Genomic DNA, 25,220 nt, shown 5'->3' with positions numbered 1-25,220 from the left:
CGGGCGGTGGCAATATTCGCCACCACGCCTTCCCGGAACAAAGCATTCCAGCCCAAAACAGGCGTCTGACCTGCGCGGCCGCACCGATCCCGCAACTATTGCCAGTCTTTTGCGACCCTTGTGGAGGGCTCGTGCAGACTGGCTGGATGCGCACTGAACTCGCCTCGGAGCCGGGAGACGCCGACCGCCCCAACGAGGACTTCGCCAGTGTCGGACTACCGGCCTCCGGACAGGGCGGTTCGGTCGTCGTCCTGGACGGTGTCACGCCACCGAAGGGCGGGACGGGCTGTCTGCATTCCGTCCCCTGGTTCACCGCACGCCTCGGCGGAGCTCTGACCGAACTGACCGTTTCACTCCCGGATGCTCCCCTGGTCGAAGCCTTGTCCAGCGCCATCGCGCGTACCTCCGAGGCGCACGCCGCAACCTGTGACCTTTCTCACCCCCGGACACCGCAGGCCACGGTGGTCGTGGCCCGCTGGACCCCGGCCACGGTGGAGTACCTGGTGCTCTCGGACTCCGCACTCCTCCTTGAGTCCCCCGACGGCGTGGTGACGCCCGTCCTCGACGACCGTCTCTCCCTCCTCCCCCGCTCGGCCCTGGCCACGGACGCGCTGGTGGACTCCACGGTCCGCAACAAGGAGGGCGGCTTCTTCACGGCGGCCGCCGACCCCTCGGTGGCCCGGCGGGCGGTGACCGGAACCGTGCCCCGCCACGAGGTACGTGCCCTGGCCGCCCTGACGGACGGTGCCGCCCGCTGGGTGGAGAGGTTCGAGGAGGGTGACTGGAGGGACTGCTTCCAGCTCGTGCGCAAGGAGGGCCCGCAGGCGCTGGTGGACCGCGTACGGGCGCTGGAGCGGGGGGACATCGCGAGGACGTTCCTGGGCCGGAGCAAGACGCACGACGACGCGACGGTGGTGTTCGTCGAGTTCTAGTACCCGGCTCCCGGTGCCGGGCGCTACTTCTCCATGCCGCGGTTGAGCTGGTGCAGCAGCCGGGCCAGTTCCGTGACCTCGTGGGTGTCCCAGTCGGCCAGGCGGCCGGCGTAACGGGCGCGGCGGGCCTCCCGCACCCGGCGAACCCGGTCGTGGCCCTCCTGGGTGAGGGCGACGAGCCAGGCGCGGCCGTCGGCGGGGTCGGGCTCGCGCGCGACCAGCCCGAGTTCCTCCAGGGCGCGCAGCTGGCGGGACATCGTGGCCTTGCCGACGCCGATGTAGGCGGCGAGCTCGGTGGCCCGCTGGCTGCCGCACTCGTCGAGCCGGACGAGGAGCCCGTACGCGGACGACTCCAGGTCGGGGTGGACCTCGCGGGCCATCTCGCCCTGGTTGGCCCGGGCACGCCGCAGCAGCACGGTCAGCTCACGCTCCAGCGCGAGGAAGGCGGGCTGGTCCACACCGCTCGCGGCCAGGGCGGATTCGCCTCCCGGTCCGTCGCCGTTCCCGTTGTCCTGCACGTCAGCCCCTGCCTCGGTCTCGCCCCGTACTGAGATTTTCCGCCACCTGCCGTCATCACCGCAGTTCGGCAAGTATTCCGCAGGTCACGGCACACGTGTACACAGGGCCACTACACGGTGAAGGCCCGGGCCTCCCTCACGAGAACCCGGGCCTTCCCTCATCCGGCGGCCTCCGTCACGCGGCCACCGGAACCTCCGGCGCCGCCCCGTTCGTCGCGGGCGCGAGCGCCAGCTCCAGGACCTGGCGGACGTCGGTCACGGCGTGGACGTCGAGCCTGTCCAGCACCTCGGCCGGGACGTCGTCCAGGTCGGGCTCGTTGCGCTTGGGGATGATCACGGTGGTGACCCCGGCGCGGTGCGCGGCCAGCAGCTTCTGCTTCACGCCGCCGATCGGCAGGACCCGCCCCGTCAGCGAGACCTCGCCGGTCATCGCCACGTCCGTGCGGACCAGCCGGCCGGACAGCAGGGACGCGAGGGCCGTGGTCATCGTGATGCCGGCGCTGGGGCCGTCCTTGGGGACCGCGCCCGCCGGGAAGTGGATGTGCACGCCCCGGTCCTTCAGATCGCCCACCGGCAGCTCGAGCTCGGCACCGCGGGAGCGCAGGAAGCTCAGCGCGATCTGCGCGGACTCCTTCATCACGTCGCCCAGCTGGCCGGTCAGGGTCAGCCCGGCCGCGCCCGTCTCCGGGTCGGCCAGCGACGCCTCCACGTACAGCACGTCACCGCCCGCTCCCGTCACCGCGAGCCCGGTCGCCACGCCCGGCACCGACGTCCGCCGCTCCGCCGGCTCCTGCGCGGACTCGGGCACGTGATGCGGCCGGCCGATCAGTGCGCGCAGATCCCCGTCCGTGACGGTGTACGGCAGCTCCCGCTCGCCCAGTTCGTGCTGGGCCGCGACCTTGCGCAGCAGCCGCGCGACGGACCGCTCCAGGTTCCGGACGCCTGCCTCGCGGGTGTACTCCCCGGCGAGCTTGCGCAGCGCGCTCTCGTCGACGGTCACCTCGTCCTCGGCGAGCCCGGCCCGCTCCAGCTGGCGCGGCAGCAGGTGATCGCGGGCGATGACGACCTTCTCGTCCTCGGTGTAGCCGTCCAGCCGGACGATCTCCATCCGGTCGGCCAGCGCCTCCGGGATGGCCTCCAGCACGTTGGCGGTTGCCAGGAAGACGACGTCCGACAGGTCCAGCTCGACCTCCAGGTAGTGGTCCCGGAAGGTGTGGTTCTGCGCCGGGTCGAGGACTTCGAGGAGGGCGGCGGCCGGGTCGCCACGGAAGTCCGAGCCCACCTTGTCGATCTCGTCGAGCAGCACGACCGGGTTCATCGACCCGGCCTCCTTGATGGCGCGGACGACACGGCCGGGCAGCGCGCCGACGTACGTACGCCGGTGACCGCGGATCTCGGCCTCGTCGCGCACACCGCCGAGGGCGACGCGCACGAACTTGCGGCCCATCGCGTGGGCGACGGACTCCCCGAGGCTGGTCTTGCCGACGCCGGGCGGCCCCACGAGCGCGAGCACGGCACCGCCACGTCGCCCGCCGACCACGCCGAGGCCCCGGTCGGTACGCCGCTTGCGCACCGCGAGGTACTCCGTGATCCGCTCCTTCACGTCCTCCAGACCGGCGTGCTCGGCGTCGAGGACGGCCTGGGCGCCCTGGATGTCGTACGCGTCCTCGGTGCGCTCGTTCCACGGCATCTCCAGGACCGTGTCGAGCCAGGTGCGGATCCACGAGCCCTCGGGCGACTGGTCGGAGGACCGCTCCAGCTTGTCGACCTCCTTGAGCGCGGCCTCGCGGACGTTGTCGGGCAGGTCGGCGGCCTCCACGCGGGCGCGGTAGTCGTCGGACTCCTCGCCGTCCTGCTCGCCGTTCAGCTCGCGCAGCTCCTTGCGGACGGCTTCCAGCTGACGCCGCAGCAGGAACTCGCGCTGCTGCTTGTCGACACCCTCCTGGACGTCCTTGGCGATGGACTCGGCCACGTCCTGCTCGGCGAGGTGGTCGCGCAGCTGCTGGGCGGCGAGCTTCAGACGGGCCACCGGGTCGGCGGTCTCCAGCAGCTCGATCTTCTGGTCGGTGGTCAGGAACGGCGAGTAGCCGGAGTTGTCGGCGAGCGCCGAGACGTCGTCGATGGCCTGGACCCGGTCGACGACCTGCCAGGCGCCGCGACCCCGCAGCCAGGCGGTGGCGAGGGCCTTGTATTCCTTGACCAGTTCGGCGACCTGGCCGGGCAGCGGCTCCGGCACGGTCTCCTCGATGCGGGTGCCCTCGACCCAGAGGGCGGCGCCGGGTCCCGTGGTCCCCGCACCGATGCGGACCCTGCTCCGGCCTCGGATCAGGGCGCCCGGGTCGCCGTCGGCGAGCCTGCCGACCTGCTCGACGGTGCCGAGGACACCGGTGTTCGCGTATGTCCCGTCGATCCGTGGCACCAGGAGTACCCGGGGCTTCCCCGGCGTTGACCTGGCAGCGGCCTGCGCGGCCTCCACCGCGGCACGGACCTCGGAGTCGCTCAGATCGAGCGGGACCACCATCCCGGGCAGCACGACCTCTCCGTCGAGCGGCAGCACGGGCAGGGTGAGCGATGTGAACGCCTTGGACTCAGCAGCCATGATCTCCCCTTCGGCAGTCAAGTTGAGCTATGCCGACTCAATGCGCGGGAGCCGCTGGATGTTCCCTCAGCGCCGTTCGCTCTGAGCGATCACTTACGAGGCGCCAGATTTATTCGAGGCGCCGGATCGAGAGGTCCCAGCTCGCTTCGCGCGCCACCGCCGGAGCACCGGCCAGGTCGCGATGCCGATGGCCAGGGCGATCAGATGCCCCCAGTTCGTCATCGGGTCGGTGAAGGCGAGGAGGTCCTGGAGCAACATCCCGCCGAAGACGGCCAGCAGCGGCACGCGCAGCCAGGGGGACAGCAGGCCGGCCAGGGCGCCGGTGCCGGCCGCGACGCCGAAGCTGACGCCGTAGTCGAGGCGGTGGAGCGAACTGTCGGGGAGGTGCCCGGCCAGCACCGCCAGTCCCACCGGGACCTCGGTCGCCAGGGTGGCCAGGACATGCCCGAGCAGGAAGACACCGGCCGTGCGCAGGCCTCCGATCCGCCGTTCCAGCGCGGTCAGCACCAGCACGAACCCGATCGTGAACGGCGAGGCCACGCCGCCCGCGACCCACAGCGCGCTGCCGATCAGCACCAGCCCCGGCGTCCGCACCAGGTGCGCGACATCGGTGCTGGCTCCCTGGAGCAGGGCGTGGACCAGCGCGGGGTCCGCGTACGCGGAGATCAGCGAGGTGACACAGAGCACGACCGCGTACCCGAAGGTGAACGGCGTGCCCGTGGGCGTGGGCAGCAGCCGCCAGGGCCGCGGCACCCGGAGCCGGGGCTCCCGCACCGGCACGGACTCCCGCATGCCCTCTCGCGGACCGCGCTGCCTCGGAACCCCGTCCAGGAGCCCCGGCGCATCGGACACGGGCACGCCCGGTCGCGTCGTCACGGCCGTCTCGTCGGGCGGCGCGGTGCGTTCCGCCACGGGCGCTCCTTCCGTCATGTCCCAGCCTTCGCGCCCCTTAGCCCACTGTCTGTGACCGGCGCCACGCGAGAGCCGATTCACAGCAACCCGAAAGCCGCGCACCGCGTCCGCCACGGGCCGCTCCGTAATTCTTGGCGCCGGGCACCCCGCACCTGCCAGGATGCTCCGATGCCCACCTCGAACGACACGCCCGATGTACTGGACCGTCGCGAGGGCCCGCACGGTGAGGTCGTGCTGCGGCGGCACGGAGACCGGCTGGAGATCATCGCGAACGGCTGCTTCCTGATGGACACCTCCGACGGCCGCTCGGAGCGGCGGCTGGTCGACGCGGCCCTGGACGCCCTGGCCGGCCGGGACCGCCCGGACGTCCTGATCGGCGGACTCGGTGTCGGCTTCTCCCTGGCCCACGCGGCCGCCGACCCCCGCTGGGGAGGGATCGCGGTCGTGGAACGCGAGCACGCGATTGTCGAATGGCACCTCGACGGCCCGCTCTCCGCGTTCTCCGCCGAGGCCCTTGCCGACCCCCGCACGAAAATCGTCGAAGCCGATCTCGTGACATACGTCAATGAGACATCCGACACGTTCGACGCCCTGTGCCTCGACATCGACAACGGACCCGGCTGGACCGTCACGGAGGGCAACGGAAATCTCTACTCGGAGGCCGGACTGGCAGGCTGCGCACGGGTGTTGAGACCCGGCGGGGTGCTCGCCGTCTGGTCCGCCCAGCCCTCGCCGGAATTCGAAGAAACCTTGCGGAATGCCGGGTTCCAACGGGTGCGTACCGAAGAGATCCCGGTTGCCCGGGGCGTTCCCGACGTCGTACACCTCGGCATCCGCCCTGGATAGCAAAGGTGTGCTGACTCCCCGTACGCTGCTCCTCTGACGCCGATCATTCAAGCGTCAATCGCAACCATGCGCAGGCATAGCCAGTCATGAGGAATCACCCCACTGATTCCGGAAAGCACACCCCAGGGGCGGGCGATGGAGCAGACACAGACCTCCCACAACGGTTCGGCGACGGCTACCCCGGGCGCGCAGCGCCGGGTTCTCGTCGTCGAGGACGACGCCACGATCGTGGACGCCATCGCGACCCGCCTGCGAGCCGAGGGATTCCTCGTGCAAACGGCGGGCGACGGTCCGGCGGCGGTCGACACGGCCGAGGCCTGGCAGCCCGACCTGCTGATCCTCGACATCATGCTGCCCGGCTTCGACGGTCTGGAGGTCTGCCGTCGCGTGCAGGCCGCCCGGCCGGTGCCGGTGATGATGCTCACCGCGCGCGACGACGAGACCGACATGCTGGTCGGGCTGGGCGTCGGCGCCGACGACTACATGACGAAGCCTTTCTCGATGCGGGAGCTGGCGGCGCGTGTGCACGTGCTGCTGCGCCGTGTGGAGCGGGCCGCGCTGGCCGCCGCGACGCCGCGCAGCGGCATCCTGCGCCTCGGCGAGCTGGAGATCGACCACGCACAGCGACGCGTGCGGGTGCGCAGTGAGGATGTTCACCTCACGCCGACCGAGTTCGATCTGCTGGTCTGCCTGGCGAACACCCCGCGCGCGGTGCTCTCGCGCGAGCAGCTGCTCGCCGAGGTCTGGGACTGGGCGGACGCCTCCGGCACCCGCACCGTCGACAGCCACATCAAGGCGCTGCGCCGGAAGATCGGCGCCGAGCGGATCCGCACGGTGCACGGCGTGGGCTACGCCCTGGAGACCCCGACGCCATGAGCGGCGGGCCGGCCGCACGGAGAAACCCCGGGGAGCCGGAACCCTGGGTCGGGGTGAGCCCGTTCTCGATCAAGACCAAGCTGGGCGCGCTGGTCGTCATCTCGGTGCTGATCACCACAGGTCTGTCGGTGATCGCGGTGCACACGAAGACGGAGCTGCGCTTCATCACGGTCTTCTCGATGATCGCCACACTTCTCATCACGCAGTTCGTGGCCCATTCGCTCACCGCGCCGCTGGACGAGATGACCGCCGTGGCCCGCTCCATCTCGCAGGGCGACTACACCCGCCGGGTGCGGGACAACCGCCGTGACGAGCTGGGCGACCTGGCGGTGACGATCAACGCCATGGCCGACGAGCTGGAGGCCCAGGACCGCCAGCGAAAGGAGCTGGTGGCGAACGTCTCGCACGAGCTGCGCACACCCATCGCGGGACTGCGCGCGGTGCTGGAGAACATCGTCGACGGTGTCACCCAGGCCGACCCGGAGACGATGCGCACGGCCCTGAAGCAGACCGAGCGGCTCGGCCGGCTGGTGGAGACGCTGCTGGATCTGTCCCGCCTGGACAACGGCGTCGTACCGCTCAAACAGCGGCGCTTCGAGGTGTGGCCGTATCTGTCGGGCGTACTGAAGGAGGCCAACATGGTCGCCTCGGTGCGCGCGGGCATCGCCACCGGCTCGGGCAGTCACACCCGTACGGACGTCCATCTGCACCTCGACGTCTCGCCGCCGGAGTTGACCGCGCACGCCGACCCGGAGCGCATCCACCAGGTCGTGGCCAACCTCATCGACAACGCGGTCAAGCACAGTCCGCCGCACGGCCGGGTGACGGTCAAGGCGCGGCGCGGCACACTGCCGGAGTCACTGGAGCTGGAGGTCCTGGACGAGGGCCCCGGCATTCCGAAGTCCGAGTGGCACCGTGTGTTCGAGCGGTTCAACCGCGGCAGCGCCAAGCGGCCGCCGGGCTCGGGCAGCGACGGCGGCACGGGTCTAGGCCTCGCCATCGCCCGCTGGGCGGTGGATCTGCACGGCGGACGGATCGGAGTGGCCGAATCCGAGCGAGGTTGCCGGATTCTTGTCACTCTTCCGGGACTTCCATCTCTGCCAAGTTGACGTAAAGTTCGAAGCGGAGCCTCAAGATCCACGGGCGTCCGCGCTGACGGACACGTGTGATCAGGCACAGACCCGCGCCGTCGGCGCCCCGGGTGCCGCTCCCCCCTTCCCTCCTTAAGCGGAACCACGCTTGTTTCCCGCCATTTCAAGCCCCGAAACACTCTTTGAAGTGTGACTTGCGTGACGTTGAACGGGCCCGGCCTGACCTTCACGGTCCGGGAGGCGTAGCCTTGATTCCCGCTGTCCATCATCTTGTGAAGCGGAAGAGGGCGGTTGCCGCCGTGTCGCCACAGTCCCCCAGTAACTCGAGCATCTCGACCGACACCGACCAAGCGGGGAAGAACCCCGCCGCGTCGTTCGGTGCCAACGAGTGGCTCGTCGACGAGATCTATCAGCAGTACCTCCAGGACCCGAATTCGGTAGACCGAGCCTGGTGGGACTTCTTCGCCGACTACAAGCCAGGGGCGGCCGCCGCCTCGGCTCCGGCGGGTACCGCGGCCGCGGGGGCCGCGGGGACCACCACCGCTCCGGCGGCCCAGGCCGCCCCCGCCCAGGCCGCGGCCCCCGCCCCGGCGGCCGAGAAGCCCGCCGCCGCCCCGGCTCCCGCCCAGGCGAAGCCCGCCGCGCAGGCCCCGGCTCAGGCCGCCGCTCCGGCGAAGGCCGCTCCGGCCCCCGCCAAGCCGGCCGCCGCGAAGCCGAAGGCCGAGCCCGACGGCGAGGCCCCCGCGGGCCCCGAGCAGGTCGTGCTGCGCGGCCCCGCCGCCGCGGTCGCGAAGAACATGAACGCCTCCCTGGAGGTGCCCACGGCCACGTCCGTGCGCGCCGTCCCGGTGAAGCTGCTCTTCGACAACCGCATCGTCATCAACAACCACCTGAAGCGCGCCCGGGGCGGGAAGATCTCCTTCACGCACCTGATCGGCTACGCGATGGTGCAGGCCATCAAGGCCATGCCGTCGATGAACTACTCCTTCGCGGAGAAGGACGGCAAGCCGACCCTGGTCAAGCCGGAGCACGTCAACTTCGGCCTCGCGATCGACCTGGTCAAGCCCAACGGCGACCGCCAGCTCGTGGTCGCGGGCATCAAGAAGGCCGAGACGCTGAACTTCTTCGAGTTCTGGCAGGCCTACGAGGACATCGTCCGCCGCGCCCGCGACGGCAAGCTCGGCATGGACGACTTCACCGGCGTGACGGTCTCCCTGACCAACCCCGGCGGCCTCGGCACCGTCCACTCCGTGCCGCGCCTGATGCCCGGCCAGTCGGTGATCATGGGCGTCGGCTCCATGGACTACCCGGCGGAGTTCCAGGGCACGTCCCAGGACACCCTGAACAAGCTCGGCATCTCCAAGGTCATGACGCTCACGTCGACCTACGACCACCGGGTCATCCAGGGCGCCGCCTCCGGCGAGTTCCTTCGGATCGTCGCGAACCTCCTCCTCGGCGAGAACGGCTTCTACGACGAGATCTTCGAGGCGCTGCGCATCCCCTACGAGCCGGTCCGCTGGCTCAAGGACATCGACGCCAGCCACGACGACGACGTCACCAAGGCCGCCCGTGTCTTCGAGCTGATCCACTCCTACCGGGTCCGCGGCCACGTCATGGCCGACACCGACCCACTGGAGTACCAGCAGCGCAAGCACCCCGACCTGGACATCACCGAGCACGGGCTCACCCTGTGGGACCTGGAGCGCGAGTTCGCCGTCGGCGGCTTCTCCGGCAAGTCCCTGATGAAGCTGCGCGACATCCTCGGCGTGCTGCGCGACTCGTACTGCCGCACCACCGGCATCGAGTTCATGCACATCCAGGACCCCAAGCAGCGCAAGTGGATCCAGGACCGCATCGAGCGCCCGCACACCAAGCCGGAGCGCGAGGAGCAGCTGCGCATCCTGCGCCGGCTGAACGCGGCGGAGGCCTTCGAGACCTTCCTGCAGACGAAGTACGTCGGCCAGAAGCGGTTCTCCCTGGAGGGCGGCGAGTCCGTCATCCCGCTGCTGGACGCGGTCCTCGACTCGGCCGCCGAGTCGCGCCTGGACGAGGTCGTCATCGGCATGGCCCACCGCGGCCGGCTGAACGTCCTGGCGAACATCGTCGGCAAGTCGTACGCGCAGATCTTCCGCGAGTTCGAGGGCAACCTCGACCCGAAGTCGATGCACGGCTCCGGCGACGTGAAGTACCACCTGGGCGCCGAGGGCACCTTCACGGGCCTGGACGGCGAGCAGATCAAGGTCTCGCTGGCCGCCAACCCCTCCCACCTGGAGGCGGTCGACCCGATCCTGGAGGGCATCGCCCGCGCCAAGCAGGACATCATCAACAAGGGCGGCACGGACTTCACCGTCCTGCCGGTGGCGATCCACGGCGACGCGGCCTTCGCGGGCCAGGGCGTGGTGGCCGAGACCCTGAACATGTCGCAGCTGCGCGGCTACCGCACCGGCGGCACGGTCCACGTGGTCATCAACAACCAGGTCGGTTTCACGGCGGCTCCCGAGTCGTCGCGCTCCTCGATGTACGCCACCGACGTGGCCCGCATGATCGAGGCCCCGATCTTCCACGTGAACGGCGACGACCCCGAGGCGGTCGTCCGCGTCGCCCGCCTGGCCTTCGAGTTCCGCCAGGCGTTCAACAAGGACGTGGTGATCGACCTCATCTGCTACCGCCGCCGCGGTCACAACGAGTCGGACAACCCGGCCTTCACCCAGCCGCTGATGTACGACCTGATCGACAAGAAGCGCTCGGTGCGCAAGCTGTACACCGAGTCCCTCATCGGTCGCGGCGACATCACCCTGGAAGAGGCCGAGCAGGCGCTGCAGGACTACCAGGGCCAGCTGGAGAAGGTCTTCACGGAGGTCCGCGAGGCCACCTCGCAGCCGGCCGCCGCGGAGCCCACCGACCCGCAGGCCGAGTTCCCGGTCGCCGTGAACACCGCGGTGACCTCGGAGGTCGTCAAGCGGATCGCCGAGTCCCAGGTCAACATCCCCGACCACATCACCGTCCACCCGCGTCTGCTGCCGCAGCTGCAGCGCCGGGCGTCGATGGTCGAGGACGGCACCATCGACTGGGGCATGGGCGAGACCCTCGCCATCGGCTCCCTCCTGCTGGAGGGTGTCCCGGTCCGCCTCGCGGGCCAGGACTCGCAGCGCGGTACGTTCGGCCAGCGCCACGCGGTCATCATCGACCGCACCACGGGCGACGAGTACACGCCGCTGCAGTACCTCTCCGAGGACCAGGCGAGGCTCAACGTCTACAACTCCCTCCTCTCCGAGTACGCGGCGATGGGCTTCGAGTACGGCTACTCGCTGGCCCGCCCGAACGCGCTCGTGATGTGGGAGGCGCAGTTCGGCGACTTCGTCAACGGCGCCCAGACGGTCGTGGACGAGTTCATCTCGTCGGCCGAGCAGAAGTGGGCCCAGACGTCCGGCGTCGTCCTGCTCCTGCCGCACGGCTACGAGGGCCAGGGCCCGGACCACTCCTCGGCCCGCCCGGAGCGGTTCCTGCAGCTCTGCGCCCAGAACAACATGACGGTCGCCACGCCGACGTCGCCGTCGAACTACTTCCACCTCCTGCGGTGGCAGGTGCACAACCCGCACCACAAGCCGCTGGTGGTCTTCACGCCGAAGTCGATGCTGCGCCTGAAGGCGGCGGCGGCGAAGGCGGAGGAGTTCACGACGGGCCAGTTCCAGCCGGTCATCGGAGACGCGTCGGTCGACCCGGCCGCGGTCAAGAAGGTCGTCTTCTGCGCCGGCAAGGTCTACTACGACCTGGAGGCCGAGCGTCAGAAGCGCGGCGTCACGGACACGGCGATCATCCGCATCGAGCGCCTGTACCCGCTGCCGGGTGCCGAGCTCCAGGCGGAGATCAAGAAGTACCCGAACGCCGAGAAGTACCTGTGGGCCCAGGAGGAGCCGGCGAACCAGGGTGCCTGGCCGTTCATCGCGCTCAACCTGATCGACCACCTGGACCTGGCGGTCGGCGCCGACGTCCCGCACGGCGAGCGCCTGCGCCGCATCTCGCGCCCGCACAGCTCGTCCCCGGCGGTCGGTTCCGCGAAGCGGCACCAGGCCGAGCAGGAGCAGCTGGTGCGTGAGGTGTTCGAGGCGTAAGCGCCCTCGCGCGTCCTGTGACCGGGCCGCATCCCCGCTGCGGGGGTGCGGCCCGGCCGTTTGCGCGCACATATCCTTGACGGCATGTACTTCACGGACCGTGGCATCGAGGAACTGGAGAAGCGGCGCGGCGAGGAGGAGGTCACCTTCGAGTGGCTCGCCGAGCAGCTGCGGACGTTCGTCGACCTCAACCCCGACTTCGAGGTGCCGGTGGAGCGCCTGGCGACGTGGCTGGCACGGCTGGACGACGAGGACGACGAGTAGGAATCCGCCGCGTCAGTCGCGTGGATGTGTGAGGCCGTACGCCAGGCCCAGCGTGCCGTTGGCCAGCAGCAGCCCTCCGGCCGCGACCCAGCCCCCGCTGCGCCGCCGTAGCCCCCAGGCCAGGAGCGGTACGCCCGCCGCCACTTGAGCGAGAGCCAGCGCGCGAGCCCTTGGGTCGCCGGTCCACGGCATCCAGGGGCCGAGGCGGCTGTGATCAGCCGTACGGCGTGCCGCGGCCTCACGCCCGCCCGGCCATGCGACCGGGAGGCTGTCCGGCAGGAGCGCGGCGGCCTTGCGGAGGCGGTCGGCGGGTTCGCCGGGGGCGAGTTCGGGCGGCAGTGAGACGCCCACGCGCGCGAGGACCGCCAGCAGGCCGCGCAGCCGGGCGCGGGCATCGGCGTCGGCGTCGGCCTTCGCCAGTCGCTCGAGGGCCTGCACGTCCAGGACGGGCTCGAGGCCCACGCGCGCGGCGAAGGTCCGCATCGCCTCGTCCTCCCCCACCGGGACGCCGCTCGCGAGCCAGACGAATCCGACCGGGCGGCGGAAGCCGGACGCCAGCAGGAACCCCGAGTGATCGACGTCCCACCACAGGGCGAGCACGGGCCAGGGAGCGCCGACGGCGAGGGCCGTGGCCCAGCCGGTGACCACCCGGTCGACGGGCTCGCCGCCGTCCCGCCAGGGCCCGCCCTCGGGGACGAGCACGCTCCATTCGTCGCCCGCGCGAAGGAGCTGCACGGGTTCGCGCAGCAGGTGGGCGACGGGGGCGACGGCCCCGGGCACCGCCCGGCACAGCAGCAGCGCCCCAGAGGCGCGACCTGCGGGACCCGTGCGGCCAGCTTCCGTCGGCATGGTCACACGCTAGGGCGACTCACCCCTCTTTGAACACTTTTGCCCACCCTGCCATCCCCAGAACGAGTGCCTTGACTTTCCCCTCCCACGATATATCGTGAATACGAGAAGACGCGATATGGCGCGTTGAATCGGGGAGGTCTGCACCATGTCCGAGTGGTCCGTCACGGAACCGAGGAAGCTCACGTTCGACGAGCCCGTGAGCGATCTGCACGTGCGACTCGTCAACGGAACGGTGAACGTGGTGGGCACGGACGAAGGTTCCGCCCGCCTGGAGATCTCCGAGATCGAAGGCCCGCCCCTGGTGGTGACCCAGCAGGACGGCACACTCACGGTGGCTTACGAGGACCTGCCCTGGAAGGGCTTCCTCAAGTGGCTGGACCGTAAGGGCTGGCGCCGCAGCGCCGTGGTCTCCCTGGCCGTCCCGGCCGGCACCCGGGTGGAGGTGGGGGTGGTAGGCGCGGCCGCCGTGATCTCCGGGATCCAGGGACCGTCGGTGGTGAAGGGCGTCACGGGCGACACCACCCTGGTGGGACTCTCCGGCCCGGTCCGCGCCGACACGGTATCCGGCAGTCTGGAGGCCCAGGACGTGACCGGCGACCTCCGGTTCAACTCCGTCTCCGGCGACCTCACGGTGGTCGAGGGCTCCGGCCCCTCCGTACGGGCCGAGTCGGTCAGCGGCTCCATGATCATCGACCTCGACCCGGACGGCCCCACGGACGTGCGGCTGACCAGCGTCTCGGGCGAGATCGCGATCCGACTGCCCTACCCGGCGGACGCGGAGGTCGAGGCCAACACGGCGAGCGGCGCCATCTCGAACGCCTTCGACGGACTACGGGTACACGGCCAGTGGGGCGCCCACAAGATCACGGGCCGTCTCGGCGCGGGCAACGGCACGCTGCGGGCCACGACCGTCTCCGGCTCGATCGCCCTGCTGCGCCGCCCGACCAGGGAGGACGAGGACGAGCCGTGGGGCACGCGACCCGGCACAGGCAGCTCGCCGACGGACCCGCCGCCCGGCCCCCGGGGCGACTCGGGAGACAATTCCGTCTCCGGCCGGGACGAGGGCGCCGCCGGCGTCCCGGCCGACGGCACGACCGACAAGAAGGTGCTCTGACATGCCCCCCGTCTTCGCCCACGGCCGCCTCCGCCTCTACCTGCTGAAGCTGTTGGACGAGGCCCCCCGCCACGGCTACGAGGTGATCCGACTCCTCGAGGAGCGCTTCCAGGGGCTGTACGCACCGTCGGCGGGCACGGTCTACCCGCGTCTGGCGAAGCTGGAGGCCGAGGGCCTGGTCACCCACACCACCGAGGGCGGCCGCAAGGTGTACTCGATCACGGACGCCGGCCGGGCCGAACTGGCCGACCGCAGCGGCGAGCTGGCCGATCTGGAACTGGAGATCCGGGAGTCGGTCGCGGAACTGGCCGCCGAGATCCAGGCCGATGTGCGCGGGGCCGCGGGCGACCTGCGCCGCGAGATGCGCGCGGCGGCGACCGAGGCCCGCCGCGGCAACGGCGGCAAGACCTCCGGCGCACAGGACGCCCCCTTCGGGGACTTCACGGCCCACGGCGACAAGGAGGCGTGGCGCATCGCCAAGGAGGAGATGCGGCGCGCCAGGCAGGAGTGGAAGGAACAGGCCCGCCGCGCCAAGGACGAGAGCCGCCGCGCCCGCGAGGACGCCCAGCGCGCCCGCCGTCAGGCCAAAGAGGCCCAGGAACAGGCCCGGGCCCAGGCGCAGGAGCAGGTGCAGCACATCGCCCGCCGGGTCCAGGAACAGGTACAGGACCATTTCACACGCGGCGACTGGCCGACGGGCCTGCGCGAGGGCCTGAGCGAACTGGTCAAGGAGGTGGGCGAGTTCGGAAAGGACTACGGCAAGGACTTCGGCTTCGACTGGACAGGCACGGGCCCCGCATCCGCCCCCCACAGGCGGACCACCCCCGAGCCACCGACCACCCCCGAGCCACCGGCCCCCTCCCCTCCCTCCGCGGACTTCCCGGCCGCCTACGAACCGGCCTGGGCCCACGAGGACACCGCGGATTCCACCGGCGACCCCGCCCGCGATCTGGACCGCCTGCTCGACCGCTTCCGGGACGACATCCGCGACGCGGCCCGCGACCACGGCGTCACCTCCGGCCAACTGCGTGACGCCCGCCGCCACCTGTCGACGGCGGCAGCCCACCTGGGAGCGCTGCTGCGCACGCCGAAGAAGTAGCCGGCCGGAGGGAAAGCCGCGTCACCCGGCCTTGGCCTCGCCGCCCCCGTACAGCACCCGCACCAGGGACTCGTACGTCACCCCGTGGTCGGCGAGGACCTCGGCCGGCACGCCGGGGCGCATGGTCAGGGCCAGCAGGATGTGCTCATCACCGATGTGCCGGTCCCGCTGGGCGAGAGCGACACGCAAGGAGTGCTCCAGCACGCCCTTGGCACCCCGCCCGAACGAGGGCCGCCCGGACCACCACCCTTTTTCCTTCCGGTCACCGGACATGGCGCCGACCCCATGCACGTCCTCCACCCGGGCGACGATCTCGGCCACATCGATCCCCAACCCGGCGAGCGCATCCGTATCGGCCTGCGACAGCCCTGCCCGCCGCCGTGCCTCACGCAGCGCCTGACGCACGGACTCCCGCCGCTCCCCGAGCCCGAGAGCGGTCAGCGCGAACGACCCACGACTGCCCTCACGGTCGAGCAGCGCCAGCAGCAGATGCTCCGGCTCCACACTCTGCCCGTCTCCCCCCTCCACGTACTCGAACGCGCTCTTCACCACACCCCGGGCGTCTTTCGTGAACCGCTCGAACATCAATGCCTCCCGTACTTCTTGTGCACGGCCTGCCTGCTCACACCGAGTTCGGCGGCGATCTCCTGCCACGACCAGCCCTGATTGCGCGCATTACGCACCTGTACGGCTTCCAACTGCTCCAGCAGCCTGCGCAGCGCGGCGACAGCCCTCAGGCCGACCCGTGGATCACGGTCACCCGCGCGCTCGGCCAGATCCGTTGCTTCGGTCATACCGTCAACCTAAGTTGACACCCGCCATTCGTCAACCCCAGTTGACACACGAAAGCGGCCGGCCCATCCCGGACCGACCGCCCACGTCACTCAGGAGGCACCTCACATACGCCCCCGGAACACCTCAGGAATTCGCCAGCACGACCTTCCCGATCTGCTCACCCGAAGCCAGCCGCTCGAAGCCCTCACGCGCACGGTCCATGGGCAGCACCTCGTCGATCACGGGCCGCACCCCGGTGGCGGCACAGAACGCGAGCAGATCCTCCAGCTCGTCCTTGGTCCCCATCGTGGACCCGACGACCTTGAGCTCAAGGAAGAAGATCCGGGTCAATTCAGCGTGCGACGGCCGGTCACCACTCGTCGCACCGGAGATCACCAGCGTGCCCCCGGGCTTCAGCGACTTCACGGAGTGCGACCATGTCGCCGCCCCGACGGTCTCGATCACGGCGTCGACCCGCTGCGGCAGCCGCGCCCCGGACTCCACAGCCTCCACGGCCCCCAGCTCCAGGGCCCGCTTCCGCTTGGCCTCGTCCCGGCTGGTCGCGAAGACCCGCAGCCCGGCGGCCTTCCCGAGCACGATGGCGGCCGTGGCGACACCACCGCCGGCCCCCTGCACCAGCACGGAGTCACCGGGCCGGACGCCCGCGTTGGTGAACAGCATCCGATACGCGGTCAGCCACGCGGTCGGCAGACAGGCGGCCTCCGCGAAGGAGAGCTCCTTGGGCTTGGGCAGGAGGTTCCAGGTCGGCACGGCGACCTGCTCCGCGAACGTGCCCTGATACCGCTCGGTGAGGATGGAACGGGGCTCCTTGGGCCCCACCCCATGCCCGGTCTGTCCGATCACGGAATGCAGGACGACCTCGTTGCCGTCCTCGTCGACACCGGCGGCGTCACAGCCGAGGATCATCGGCAGCTTGTCCTCTGCGAGGCCGACGCCGCGCAGGGACCACAGGTCGTGGTGGTTGAGGGAGGCGGCCTTGACCGTGACGGTACTCCAGCCGGGCCGGGCCTCGGGAGCCGGACGCTCTCCCAACTCCAGGCCGGTCAGCGGCTGGTCGCGGTCGATTCGGGCGGCATAGACAGCGAACATGACCTTGACGATAGGTTCCCCACCCAACCCGTTGGAACCACCACCCCGTGTGAGACACACCCTCTTGCCAGCCGCACGACGTCGGTGCTGGGCCCGCAGCGCGGCGACTGCGGCGGATGGCGGAAGCCGAACGCGCCCGCACCCGCCGGCTCACGGAAGGGGACGTGTCGGGGGGTGTCCGCCCGCAGCGGTTGTCGCGTCAACGAACAGTCAGTCGGTTCGCAACCCCATCGCGACGTTCCGAGGACGGACACCCCCCGACACGGCCCCGACCCACCACCGGCGAGACGGCGCTACGCACACCCCCACCAACCCCCGCAGGCCGCCGCAGGCATGGCCCGCCACCCGAACAGCCGCACCCACCAGCCCCAGCAAAAGAAATGACCCCGCCCACACAGGACGGGGTCACATCACGGCAGCGTCACCGCCGGGCCACACCCTCGGCCCGCGCGGCCGCGGCCACAGCCGCTGTCACCGCCGGCGCGACCCGCTCGTCGAACGGCGACGGAATGACGTAGTCGGCAGCGAGATCGTCCCCGACCACGGACGCCAGCGCCTCGGCAGCCGCCAGCTTCATCCCCTCGGTGATCCGGGAGGCCCGCACCTGCAGCGCCCCCGCGAAGATCCCCGGGAACGCCAGCACGTTGTTGATCTGGTTCGGGAAGTCCGACCGCCCGGTCGCCACGACAGACGCGTACTTGTGCGCGACCTCCGGGTGCACCTCAGGGTTCGGGTTCGCCATGGCGAACACAAACGCACCCTCGGCCATGGAGGAAACCGCAGCCTCCGGCACCGTCCCACCGGACACCCCGATGAACACATCGGCCCCGGCCAGCGCGGCCTCCAGCGACCCGCTGATCCCCGCCTTGTTCGTGAACCCGGCAAGCTCCTGCTTCACCGCGGTGAGGTCGTCCCGGTCCGCCGACACGACACCCTTGCGGTCGGCGACCGCGACATCCCCGATCCCGGCCTCGACCAGCATCCGCGCGATGGCGACACCGGCCGCCCCCGCCCCGGAAATGACAGCCCGCAGCTCCCCCAACGACCGCCCGCTCAGCCGCGCAGCGTTCCGCAGGGCCGCCAGCGTCACCACCGCCGTACCGTGCTGGTCGTCGTGGAAGACAGGAATGTCCAGCCGCTCCTGCAGCTTCCGCTCGATCTCGAAGCACCGCGGCGCCGAGATGTCCTCCAGGTTGACCCCGCCGAACGACGGCGCGAGCCGCACCACGGTCTCGACGATCTCGTCGACGTCCGTGCAGTTCAGCGCGATCGGAACCGCGTCCACACCGCCGAACTGCTTGAACAGGATCGCCTTGCCCTCCATCACCGGGAGGGAGGCTTCGGGGCCGATGTCACCGAGCCCCAGCACGGCCGTACCGTCCGTCACGACGGCGACGACCGAGGACTTCCACGTGTAATCGTGGACGAGGTCCGGCTGCTCCGCGATCGCGCTGCACACCTTCGCGACGCCGGGCGTGTACGCCAGGGACAGGTCGTCCTTGTCACGGACCGGCACCGTGGCCTGCACGGCCATTTTGCCGCCGCGATGCAATGCGAACGCCGGGTCGAAGGAGTCGAGGGGCTCCGCACCGCCCTCGTGATCCGTATCGCCGGTCTTGCTCTCGCTGCGAGGATTGACGATCTCCGCTGCCACTTCGTTCTACCCCTTAAATCTTCATTGGTCTGAGGGTGGCCACTCCTGGTGAGGGGTGGGCGGGACCGCGTACCGCCGTGGTCGTGCTCTGTACGTGATACGTACGGGCGCGTACGCGACGGGCGCGCCGCACACGCGCCCTGAGCCCCGGATGAGGGGTGTAAAGACCCTTCTTACCGGACGGAAGGCGCCGACGACGAGTCCATAACGCGAAGGTCACATGACGGCGCCCCGACGCTTCGTCCAATTTCGGGACAACCCCTGGACAAAGCAGCGACAACCACTCAAGCATCCGCGAAGTTCGCGGGCCCCATGCTGAAATCCCTGGTTACGCCGAAGATCTTCCGGCCGGAAGCACCGATTCCCATAGAAGGTCCAGCCGTGATGTACCTGGGTGATGCGGTTCGGGGATCGCCCGTTATCCGATTTTGACATGGCTGGCCCCCAGAATCGCGCAGTCCGAATGGCAAGATGCCGTAATCACACGAGGTCGCGACACTCGAAGGTGCGTGCACTCGTCGACCCATGGCGCTGCCGCACCGGCAGTCGCCGGCCCCATCGGCAACTCCACCCATCCGCCGGAGGAACCCACCATGACCGCAAGCTCCACCCGTCGTACGACCGCCGCGCACTCCCGGCTAGCAGCGGTCGGTGCGATCGCGGTCGCAGGCGCGCTGATGCTCACCGGATGCGGTGACCAGACCAAGGACAACGGCTCCAGCGACACGGCGGCCTCGGCCCCGCTCGCCGACAAGCTGCCGAAGTCCATCCGCGACAAGGGCGTCATCAAGGTCGGTTCCGACATCGCCTACGCCCCGGTCGAGTTCAAGGACGACGCCGGCAAGGTGGTCGGGATCGACCCGGACCTCGCCGCCGCCATGGGCAAGCAGCTCGGGGTCGACTTCCAGTTCGAGAACGGCACCTTCGACACGCTGATCACGGGTCTGCGCTCCAAGCGGTACGACATCGCCATGTCCGCGATGACCGACACCAAGGACCGCCAGGAGGGCATCGACTCCGACACCGGCAAGAAGGTCGGTGAGGGCGTCGACTTCGTGGACTACTTCACCGCCGGTGTCTCGATCTACACCAAGAAGGGCGACGACCAGGGCATCAAGACCTGGTCCGACCTGTGCGGCAAGAAGATCGTGCTGCAGCGCGGCACGGTCTCCGAGGACCTCGCCAAGGCGGAGTCGAAGAAGTGCCCGGCCGGCAAGAAGATCGCCATCGAGCCCTTCGACAACGACCAGCAGGCCCAGACCCGCCTGCGCGCGGGTGGCGCCGACGCCGGCTCGTCCGACTTCCCGGTCGCCGCGTACGCCGTGAAGACGTCCGGTGGCGGCAAGGACTTCCAGCTGGTCGGCGAGCAGGTCGAGGCCGCCCCGTACGGCATCGCGGTCGCCAAGAACCAGACGCAGCTGCGGGACGCCCTCAAGGCCGCGCTTGACGCCGTCATCGAGAACGGCGAGTACGAGAAGATCATGAAGAAGTGGGGCGTCACCGACGGCTCCATCGACGAAGCCACGATCAACGGCGGCAAGTGACCGCGACGCAGCGGCACTGAAAGGCAACACCCGTGACTGTTGACATCGACAAGACGCCGGCTGACACGCCCCCGGCCGGACCGGAGGCCATCAAGGCCATCCCGGTCCGGCACTACGGGCGGTACGTCTCCGCCGTCATCGCCATCGCCCTGCTGGTCGGGGTCGTCTACGCGTTCTCCCAGGGCAAGATCAACTGGGGCGCGATCCCGGACTACTTCTTCGACGACCGCATCCTGGACGGCGTGGGCAAGACGCTCCTGCTGACCGTCCTGTCCATGGCGATCGGCATCGTCGGCGGCGTCCTGCTGGCCGTGATGCGCCTGTCGAAGAACCCCGTGACCTCGTCGATCGCGTGGTTCTACATCTGGTTCTTCCGCGGCACCCCGGTCCTGGTCCAGCTGATCGTCTGGTTCAACCTGGGCCTGGTCTTCGAGTACATCAACCTCGGGCCGTTCTACAAGGACGAGTGGTCGGACTTCATGACCCCGTTCCTGACGGCTCTGCTGGGCCTCGGCCTCAACGAGGCCGCCTACATGGCGGAGATCTGCCGTGCCGGTCTGCTCTCGGTCGACGAGGGCCAGACGGAGGCGTCGCACGCGCTGGGCATGAGCCACACGAAGACGCTGCGCCGGATCGTCATCCCGCAGGCGATGCGCGTGATCGTGCCGCCGACGGGCAACGAGGTCATCAACATGCTGAAGACGACCTCGCTGGTCTCGGTCGTCCAGTATCCCGAGCTGCTCCGCGCCGCCCAGGACATCGGCCAGACCTCCGGCGCCCCCGCCGAGATGCTGTTCCTGGCGGCGGCCTGGTACCTGCTGATGACGTCGATCTTCAGCGTGGGCCAGTACTACCTGGAGCGGTACTACGCGCGTGGTTCGAGCCGGTCCCTGCCGGCCACCCCGTTCCAGAAGATCAGGGCGAACGTGCTCTCCCTGTCCAGCCGCTCCAAGCCGACGGGAGGCAAGGCATGACCGTCATGGTCAAGGCCGAGGGCGTTCACAAGTCCTTCGGCCCCGTAGAAGTCCTCACGGGCATCGACCTGGAGGTGAAGACCGGCGAGGTGTTCTGCCTCATCGGCCCCTCCGGCTCCGGCAAGTCGACCTTCCTGAGGTGCATCAACCACCTGGAGAAGATCAACGCCGGCCGTCTGTACGTGGACGGCGAGCTGGTCGGCTACCGCCAGAAGGGCGACAAGCTCTACGAGCTGAAGGACAGCGAGGTCGCGGTCAAGCGCCGGGACATCGGCATGGTCTTCCAGCGCTTCAACCTGTTCCCGCACATGACGGCCGTCGAGAACGTCATGGAGGCACCGGTCCAGGTCAAGGGCGTGAGCAGGAGCCAGGCCCGCTCGCGCGCCCAGGAGCTCCTGGACCGGGTGGGGCTGGCCGACAAGGCGGGCAACTACCCCTCGCAGCTCTCCGGCGGCCAGCAGCAGCGCGTCGCCATCGCCCGGGCCCTGGCCATGGACCCGAAGCTGATGCTGTTCGACGAGCCGACCTCGGCGCTCGACCCGGAGCTGGTCGGTGACGTCCTGGACGTCATGCGAGACCTCGCCGAGTCGGGGATGACGATGATCGTCGTCACCCACGAGATGGGCTTCGCCCGCGAGGTGGGCGACAGCCTGGTCTTCATGGACGGCGGTGTGGTGGTCGAATCCGGTCACCCGCGCGAGGTGCTGACGAACCCGCAGCACGAGCGGACGAAGTCGTTCCTGTCCAAGGTGCTCTGACGGTACGGACACCGAGGGGGCGGTACGGATCTCCGTGCCGCCCCCTTCGCTCGTCCGCGCCCGGCTACTTCAGGGCGAGCAGCAGGGTGTCCGAGGGCGAGCACCACACCGGCCTGGCCTCGCCGAATCCCTGCTCGCGCAGCACGCGCGCGTGCCACGCCGCCGAGGGCATGTCGCCGTCGGCGTGTTCGCCGTAGATCTCGTAGCGCCGGGCCGTGGGCCCCGCGAGGACCGGGTCCTTGGCGGCGAGCTGCCACCATTCGGACCAGTCGAGGATGCCGTCCCGCTTGGCCTGATCCATACGGGCGTGCCGCTGCGCCCGCTCCGCCGCGTTGATCCGGGGCGTCGACTCGTCGATCATGTGATCCGCGTTCATGAAGACACCGCCGTCGCGGACGAGTCCCGCGACCTGGCCGTAGAGGTCCGCGAGGGGTTCCCGGTGCAGCCAGTGCAGGGCCGTCGCGGTCAGGACGGCGTCGTACGAGTCGTACGGCAGCTTCGCCGGCCAGTCGGGGTCCTTGAGGTCGGCGGTGACGAGGCCGACCCGGTCGTCGCCCGCGAAGGTGCCCTCGGCGATGGCGAGGAGTGCCGGGTCGAGGTCGACGCCGGTGCTGGTGGCCTCGGGGAACCGGGTGAGCAGCCGGGCCGTGATGCTGCCCGTGCCGCAGGCGAGGTCGAGCACGCGCGGGGCGGTGCCCACCAGGGCCTCGACCATGTCGAGCATGATCTGGAACCGCACCTCGCGGTCGGGCAGGTACCACTCCTGCTGCCGGTCCCAGCTCTCCTGCCAGGCACGCCAGTCGGTGGTGGCCGTAGGGGTGTCGGCGTCCGTCATCGAACCCCTCCCTCGTAATACCCTGGAAGCACCATCAGCTGTTACAAGTCCGCGCTCACGACAATAAAGCCCCTCCGTAAGGACTACAAGTGGAACTGGCCTATTACTCGGACTATGCCGTGCGCCTCGTCAACACCGAGGAACCGGTCCGGGGGAAGGACACGCTGACGTCGGTCGAGGCCGTCCGCGACCTGTTCGGCGCCAGCCAGTCGGCGGCCCGCCGCGCCACCGACTCGGACGTGACGCGGTTCCGCTCGATCCGGGCCCGGCTGCGCGCGGTCTTCGAGGCGGCCGACGCGGGCGACGAGACCCTGGCCGTCGATCTGCTGAACTCACTGCTGCTGGAGTTCCCGGTGAGCCCGCAGATCTCCGGGCACGACTTCCGCGACGACGACGGCCGCCCGCTGTGGCACATGCACCTGGCGGACCACCCGTCCAACGCCACCGCGGGCTACGCGGCGATCGCGGCGATGGGCCTGGCGTTCCACCTGACCGAGTACGGCGTGGACCGGCTCGGCCTGTGCGAGGCCGCGCCCTGCCGCAACGCCTACCTGGACACCTCCACGAACCGCTCCCGGCGCTACTGCTCCGACCGCTGCGCGACCCGCGCCAACGTGGCGGCCTACCGGGCCCGCAAGCGCCGCGAGGCCGATCTGTCGGAGAACACCGGCCTGGCGGCCGACAGCGCCCAGCCCAGCAGCGCCCAGGGCGAGCGCCCGGTCCCGCGCGGCCGGTAACGGAACCGGACCCGCCCCAGCACCAGGTCGTCCGGCACGACGCCGTAGTCCGTGCTGTCACCACCGGCGTACGCGTTGTCCCCGAGCACCCACCAGCCGCTCTCGCGCCGCTGGGCGACCCGCTTCACGACGAGCAGGTCCTGCTGGAAGGGATGTTTCAGCACGACGACGTCACCGGGCTTGACCCGGGTCCCGTAGTGCACCAGGAGCCGGTCCCCGTGGTGCAGCGTGGGCACCATGGACGGCCCGGTCACCTCGGCGACGCCGAAGGGCGCGGCCGACCTCCCCCGCTCGGACTCCTGCGACAGCTCCGGCATCACCCGGCACCTCCCCGGTTCTTCGTCCACCAGTCTCAGTCTCACCCCGGACTTTTGTCCTAAGCCCATGGGGGCACCCGCGAAAACCGGTCCCGCACGGAGTAATGTCCCCTGTGAGAAGACGATCACGAGGAAGGAATGCTCCATGCTTTCCCGCCTGTTTGCCCCCAAGGTCAAGGTCAGTGCGCACTGCGACCTGCCCTGCGGTGTGTACGACCCTGCCCAGGCCCGCATCGAGGCGGAGTCGGTCAAGGCTGTCCAGGAGAAGATGGCCGGCAACGACGACCCGCACTTCCAGGCGCGCGCCACCGTCATCAAGGAGCAGCGCGCCGAGCTCGCGAAGCACCACGTGTCCGTGCTCTGGAGCGACTACTTCAAGCCGCCGCACTTCGAGAAGTACCCGGAGCTGCACCAGCTGGTCAACGACGCCCTCAAGGCCCTCTCGGCCGCCAAGGGCTCGACCGACCCGGCGACCGGCCAGAAGGCTCTGGACTACATCGCCCAGATCGACAAGATCTTCTGGGAGACCAAGAAGGCTTGATTGGCTAGGCCCTCTGACCTGCGGTTTCGCGGGTCGCATCGCCTACCTGTCCGCACCCGGTCCGCAGGCCGCCAAGTACGGCGTCCAGGACGGTCCGGGTGCGGATTTTTGCTACCCGGCCACAGGTGGGTGCCGCCCGGCCGACCCGGGGGAGGAATTCCAGTCATCAGAAATCGGTATGTACACCGGAATCCCACCCTCCTTTCACACCAGCCACACGGCAAACCGGCAGATGAGCGGGAGGAACCGGCTACCTCGGGCCTCCCTTCGGTGTCATGGCATGTTCAAGCCATCCACCCTTCGCCCCATCTGTCCCTCTTGCCCCTCGACTATCGCCTGTGGCTATGGTGACCATCGCAAACGCAGCGTGACCAAGCTGCTTTGACAGTGCGTCACCCAGCACACGGGGGACGCTGTCGCCATGGGGGGATACATCGTCATGCCTCGATGCCGTGCTGTTGACGCACGCCGATTCGGCTCTGCCTGCCTGCCCGCCTTCATGCGGCTTTCCTGACGCCTGGCACGCAGTGGGCTGCCCGGGTTGACGCGCACGACCCGCTCCGCTTCATCTCCGTTCGCGCGCGTTCTCAGGGCTCCGACCGCTGAGCGAGAAGCCGTCACATGGCTGACGAGAAGGTTCTCGCCGCCCAGAAATGGGTCAACGCCACCTGCCCTGAAACCGGCGCCGGATCGATCGACCCGTTCCTCCCGCAGCGCCGCAGAGAGGCCGCGGCCTGCCCCTCAGGCCAGTGAACACACGA

24 protein-coding genes are annotated in these 25,220 nt (G+C 69.8%); 14 read left to right on the top strand and 10 right to left on the bottom strand.

The features are described 5' to 3' along the window. Positions 1–146: 146 nt before the first annotated feature. Positions 147–932 (top strand): protein phosphatase 2C domain-containing protein, encoded by a 786-nt coding sequence (locus AC07DF_RS04505; RefSeq protein ID WP_478966819.1) that lies wholly within the window; start codon positions 147–149, stop codon positions 930–932. Between the two features lie 23 nt (positions 933–955). Here the strand turns inward: AC07DF_RS04505 and AC07DF_RS04500 are convergent, their stop codons facing one another. The 3 genes from AC07DF_RS04500 to AC07DF_RS04490 all read right to left on the bottom strand — a co-directional run bounded on the left by AC07DF_RS04500 (position 956) and on the right by AC07DF_RS04490 (position 4,841). Continuing rightward, positions 956–1,450: a MarR family winged helix-turn-helix transcriptional regulator gene (locus AC07DF_RS04500; protein ID WP_478966817.1), complete on the bottom strand. Its 495-nt coding sequence runs from the start codon at positions 1,448–1,450 to the stop codon at positions 956–958. 175 nt (positions 1,451–1,625) lie between these two features. Next, a complete protein-coding gene (gene lon / locus AC07DF_RS04495; RefSeq protein ID WP_478966815.1) occupies positions 1,626–4,049 on the bottom strand; it encodes an endopeptidase La in 2,424 nt (807 codons plus the stop codon). Positions 4,050–4,142: 93 nt separating this feature from the next. After that, positions 4,143–4,841 carry a rhomboid-like protein gene (locus AC07DF_RS04490; RefSeq protein WP_478967591.1) on the bottom strand — a complete coding sequence of 233 codons (699 nt, stop codon included), beginning with the start codon at positions 4,839–4,841 and terminating at the stop codon, positions 4,143–4,145. Positions 4,842–5,129: 288 nt separating this feature from the next. Here AC07DF_RS04490 and AC07DF_RS04485 point away from each other — a divergent pair, with 288 nt between their 5' ends. From AC07DF_RS04485 to AC07DF_RS04465, 5 genes are all read left to right on the top strand, one after another. Further along, positions 5,130–5,807, top strand: coding sequence for a spermidine synthase family protein (locus tag AC07DF_RS04485; RefSeq protein ID WP_478966813.1), 678 nt, complete (start codon positions 5,130–5,132; stop codon positions 5,805–5,807). Between the two features lie 135 nt (positions 5,808–5,942). Further along, on the top strand, positions 5,943–6,683 hold the full coding sequence (locus tag AC07DF_RS04480; RefSeq protein ID WP_184590528.1) for a response regulator transcription factor: 741 nt from the start codon (positions 5,943–5,945) through the stop codon (positions 6,681–6,683). Continuing rightward, entirely contained in the window at positions 6,680–7,792 is a 1,113-nt protein-coding gene (locus tag AC07DF_RS04475) for a sensor histidine kinase (RefSeq protein WP_478966811.1), read from the top strand. The genes AC07DF_RS04480 and AC07DF_RS04475 overlap by 4 nt, the downstream gene beginning before the upstream one ends. A 281-nt stretch (positions 7,793–8,073) precedes the next feature. Continuing rightward, complete coding sequence (locus AC07DF_RS04470) at positions 8,074–11,886, top strand: multifunctional oxoglutarate decarboxylase/oxoglutarate dehydrogenase thiamine pyrophosphate-binding subunit/dihydrolipoyllysine-residue succinyltransferase subunit (protein WP_478966809.1); 3,813 nt, start codon at positions 8,074–8,076, stop codon at positions 11,884–11,886. An 84-nt stretch (positions 11,887–11,970) separates the two neighbouring features. Next, positions 11,971–12,150 carry a DUF6104 family protein gene (locus AC07DF_RS04465; RefSeq protein ID WP_003992906.1) on the top strand — a complete coding sequence of 60 codons (180 nt, stop codon included), beginning with the start codon at positions 11,971–11,973 and terminating at the stop codon, positions 12,148–12,150. Positions 12,151–12,162: 12 nt separating this feature from the next. On the opposite strand, the gene AC07DF_RS04460 is transcribed toward AC07DF_RS04465, so the two are convergent. After that, complete coding sequence (locus AC07DF_RS04460; protein WP_478966807.1) at positions 12,163–12,999, bottom strand: hypothetical protein; 837 nt, start codon at positions 12,997–12,999, stop codon at positions 12,163–12,165. 148 nt (positions 13,000–13,147) lie between these two features. Between AC07DF_RS04460 and AC07DF_RS04455 the strand changes: the two genes are divergently transcribed. Beyond that, entirely contained in the window at positions 13,148–14,116 is a 969-nt protein-coding gene (locus AC07DF_RS04455) for a DUF4097 family beta strand repeat-containing protein (protein WP_478966805.1), read from the top strand. A 1-nt stretch (position 14,117) separates the two neighbouring features. Further along, complete coding sequence (locus tag AC07DF_RS04450) at positions 14,118–15,215, top strand: PadR family transcriptional regulator (protein WP_478966803.1); 1,098 nt, start codon at positions 14,118–14,120, stop codon at positions 15,213–15,215. Positions 15,216–15,236: 21 nt separating this feature from the next. Here the strand turns inward: AC07DF_RS04450 and AC07DF_RS04445 are convergent, their stop codons facing one another. The 4 genes from AC07DF_RS04445 to AC07DF_RS04430 all read right to left on the bottom strand — a co-directional run bounded on the left by AC07DF_RS04445 (position 15,237) and on the right by AC07DF_RS04430 (position 18,753). Next, positions 15,237–15,800, bottom strand: coding sequence for a Clp protease N-terminal domain-containing protein (locus AC07DF_RS04445; RefSeq protein ID WP_478966801.1), 564 nt, complete (start codon positions 15,798–15,800; stop codon positions 15,237–15,239). Further along, positions 15,800–16,009 carry an HTH domain-containing protein gene (locus AC07DF_RS04440; RefSeq protein ID WP_004925761.1) on the bottom strand — a complete coding sequence of 70 codons (210 nt, stop codon included), beginning with the start codon at positions 16,007–16,009 and terminating at the stop codon, positions 15,800–15,802. The genes AC07DF_RS04445 and AC07DF_RS04440 overlap by 1 nt, the downstream gene beginning before the upstream one ends. 124 nt (positions 16,010–16,133) lie before the next feature. Continuing rightward, entirely contained in the window at positions 16,134–17,099 is a 966-nt protein-coding gene (locus AC07DF_RS04435; RefSeq protein ID WP_478966799.1) for a zinc-binding dehydrogenase, read from the bottom strand. A gap of 421 nt (positions 17,100–17,520) precedes the next feature. Next, the gene (locus AC07DF_RS04430; protein ID WP_478966797.1) at positions 17,521–18,753 is read right to left on the bottom strand and encodes an NAD(P)-dependent malic enzyme; all 1,233 of its coding nucleotides are present in this window, start codon (positions 18,751–18,753) and stop codon (positions 17,521–17,523) included. Between the two features lie 593 nt (positions 18,754–19,346). On the opposite strand from AC07DF_RS04430, the gene AC07DF_RS04425 reads away from it, so the two are divergent. From AC07DF_RS04425 to AC07DF_RS04415, 3 genes are read left to right on the top strand one after another with little or no spacing between them, the layout of a single operon-like run. Beyond that, positions 19,347–20,297 carry an ABC transporter substrate-binding protein gene (locus tag AC07DF_RS04425; RefSeq protein WP_478966794.1) on the top strand — a complete coding sequence of 317 codons (951 nt, stop codon included), beginning with the start codon at positions 19,347–19,349 and terminating at the stop codon, positions 20,295–20,297. A gap of 32 nt (positions 20,298–20,329) precedes the next feature. Next, positions 20,330–21,271: an amino acid ABC transporter permease gene (locus tag AC07DF_RS04420; RefSeq protein ID WP_478966792.1), complete on the top strand. Its 942-nt coding sequence runs from the start codon at positions 20,330–20,332 to the stop codon at positions 21,269–21,271. Beyond that, positions 21,268–22,029, top strand: coding sequence for an amino acid ABC transporter ATP-binding protein (locus AC07DF_RS04415; RefSeq protein WP_478966790.1), 762 nt, complete (start codon positions 21,268–21,270; stop codon positions 22,027–22,029). Before AC07DF_RS04420 ends, AC07DF_RS04415 begins: the two co-directional genes overlap by 4 nt. Positions 22,030–22,093: 64 nt before the next feature. Here AC07DF_RS04415 and AC07DF_RS04410 read toward each other — a convergent pair whose 3' ends face one another. Further along, on the bottom strand, positions 22,094–22,864 hold the full coding sequence (locus AC07DF_RS04410) for a class I SAM-dependent methyltransferase (protein WP_478966788.1): 771 nt from the start codon (positions 22,862–22,864) through the stop codon (positions 22,094–22,096). An 89-nt stretch (positions 22,865–22,953) separates the two neighbouring features. Here AC07DF_RS04410 and AC07DF_RS04405 point away from each other — a divergent pair, with 89 nt between their 5' ends. Next, a complete protein-coding gene (locus AC07DF_RS04405) occupies positions 22,954–23,601 on the top strand; it encodes a CGNR zinc finger domain-containing protein (protein WP_478966786.1) in 648 nt (215 codons plus the stop codon). Here AC07DF_RS04405 and sodX read toward each other — a convergent pair. After that, positions 23,487–23,918: a nickel-type superoxide dismutase maturation protease gene (gene sodX, locus AC07DF_RS04400; protein ID WP_478966785.1), complete on the bottom strand. Its 432-nt coding sequence runs from the start codon at positions 23,916–23,918 to the stop codon at positions 23,487–23,489. The two genes, AC07DF_RS04405 and sodX, sit on opposite strands and share 115 nt — an antisense overlap. Before the next feature lie 145 nt (positions 23,919–24,063). Between sodX and sodN the strand changes: the two genes are divergently transcribed. Continuing rightward, positions 24,064–24,459 (top strand): superoxide dismutase, Ni, encoded by a 396-nt coding sequence (gene sodN / locus AC07DF_RS04395; protein WP_030928916.1) that lies wholly within the window; start codon positions 24,064–24,066, stop codon positions 24,457–24,459. Between the two features lie 621 nt (positions 24,460–25,080). Beyond that, entirely contained in the window at positions 25,081–25,212 is a 132-nt protein-coding gene (locus tag AC07DF_RS04390) for a hypothetical protein (protein WP_478966782.1), read from the top strand. The last annotated feature ends 8 nt before the right edge of the window (positions 25,213–25,220 follow it).

It is taken from the genome of Streptomyces sp. NPDC044719, from assembly GCF_056433405.1.
Note: the sequence above shows the minus strand (reverse complement) of the source record. Positions and strands in the feature narration are given on the sequence as shown.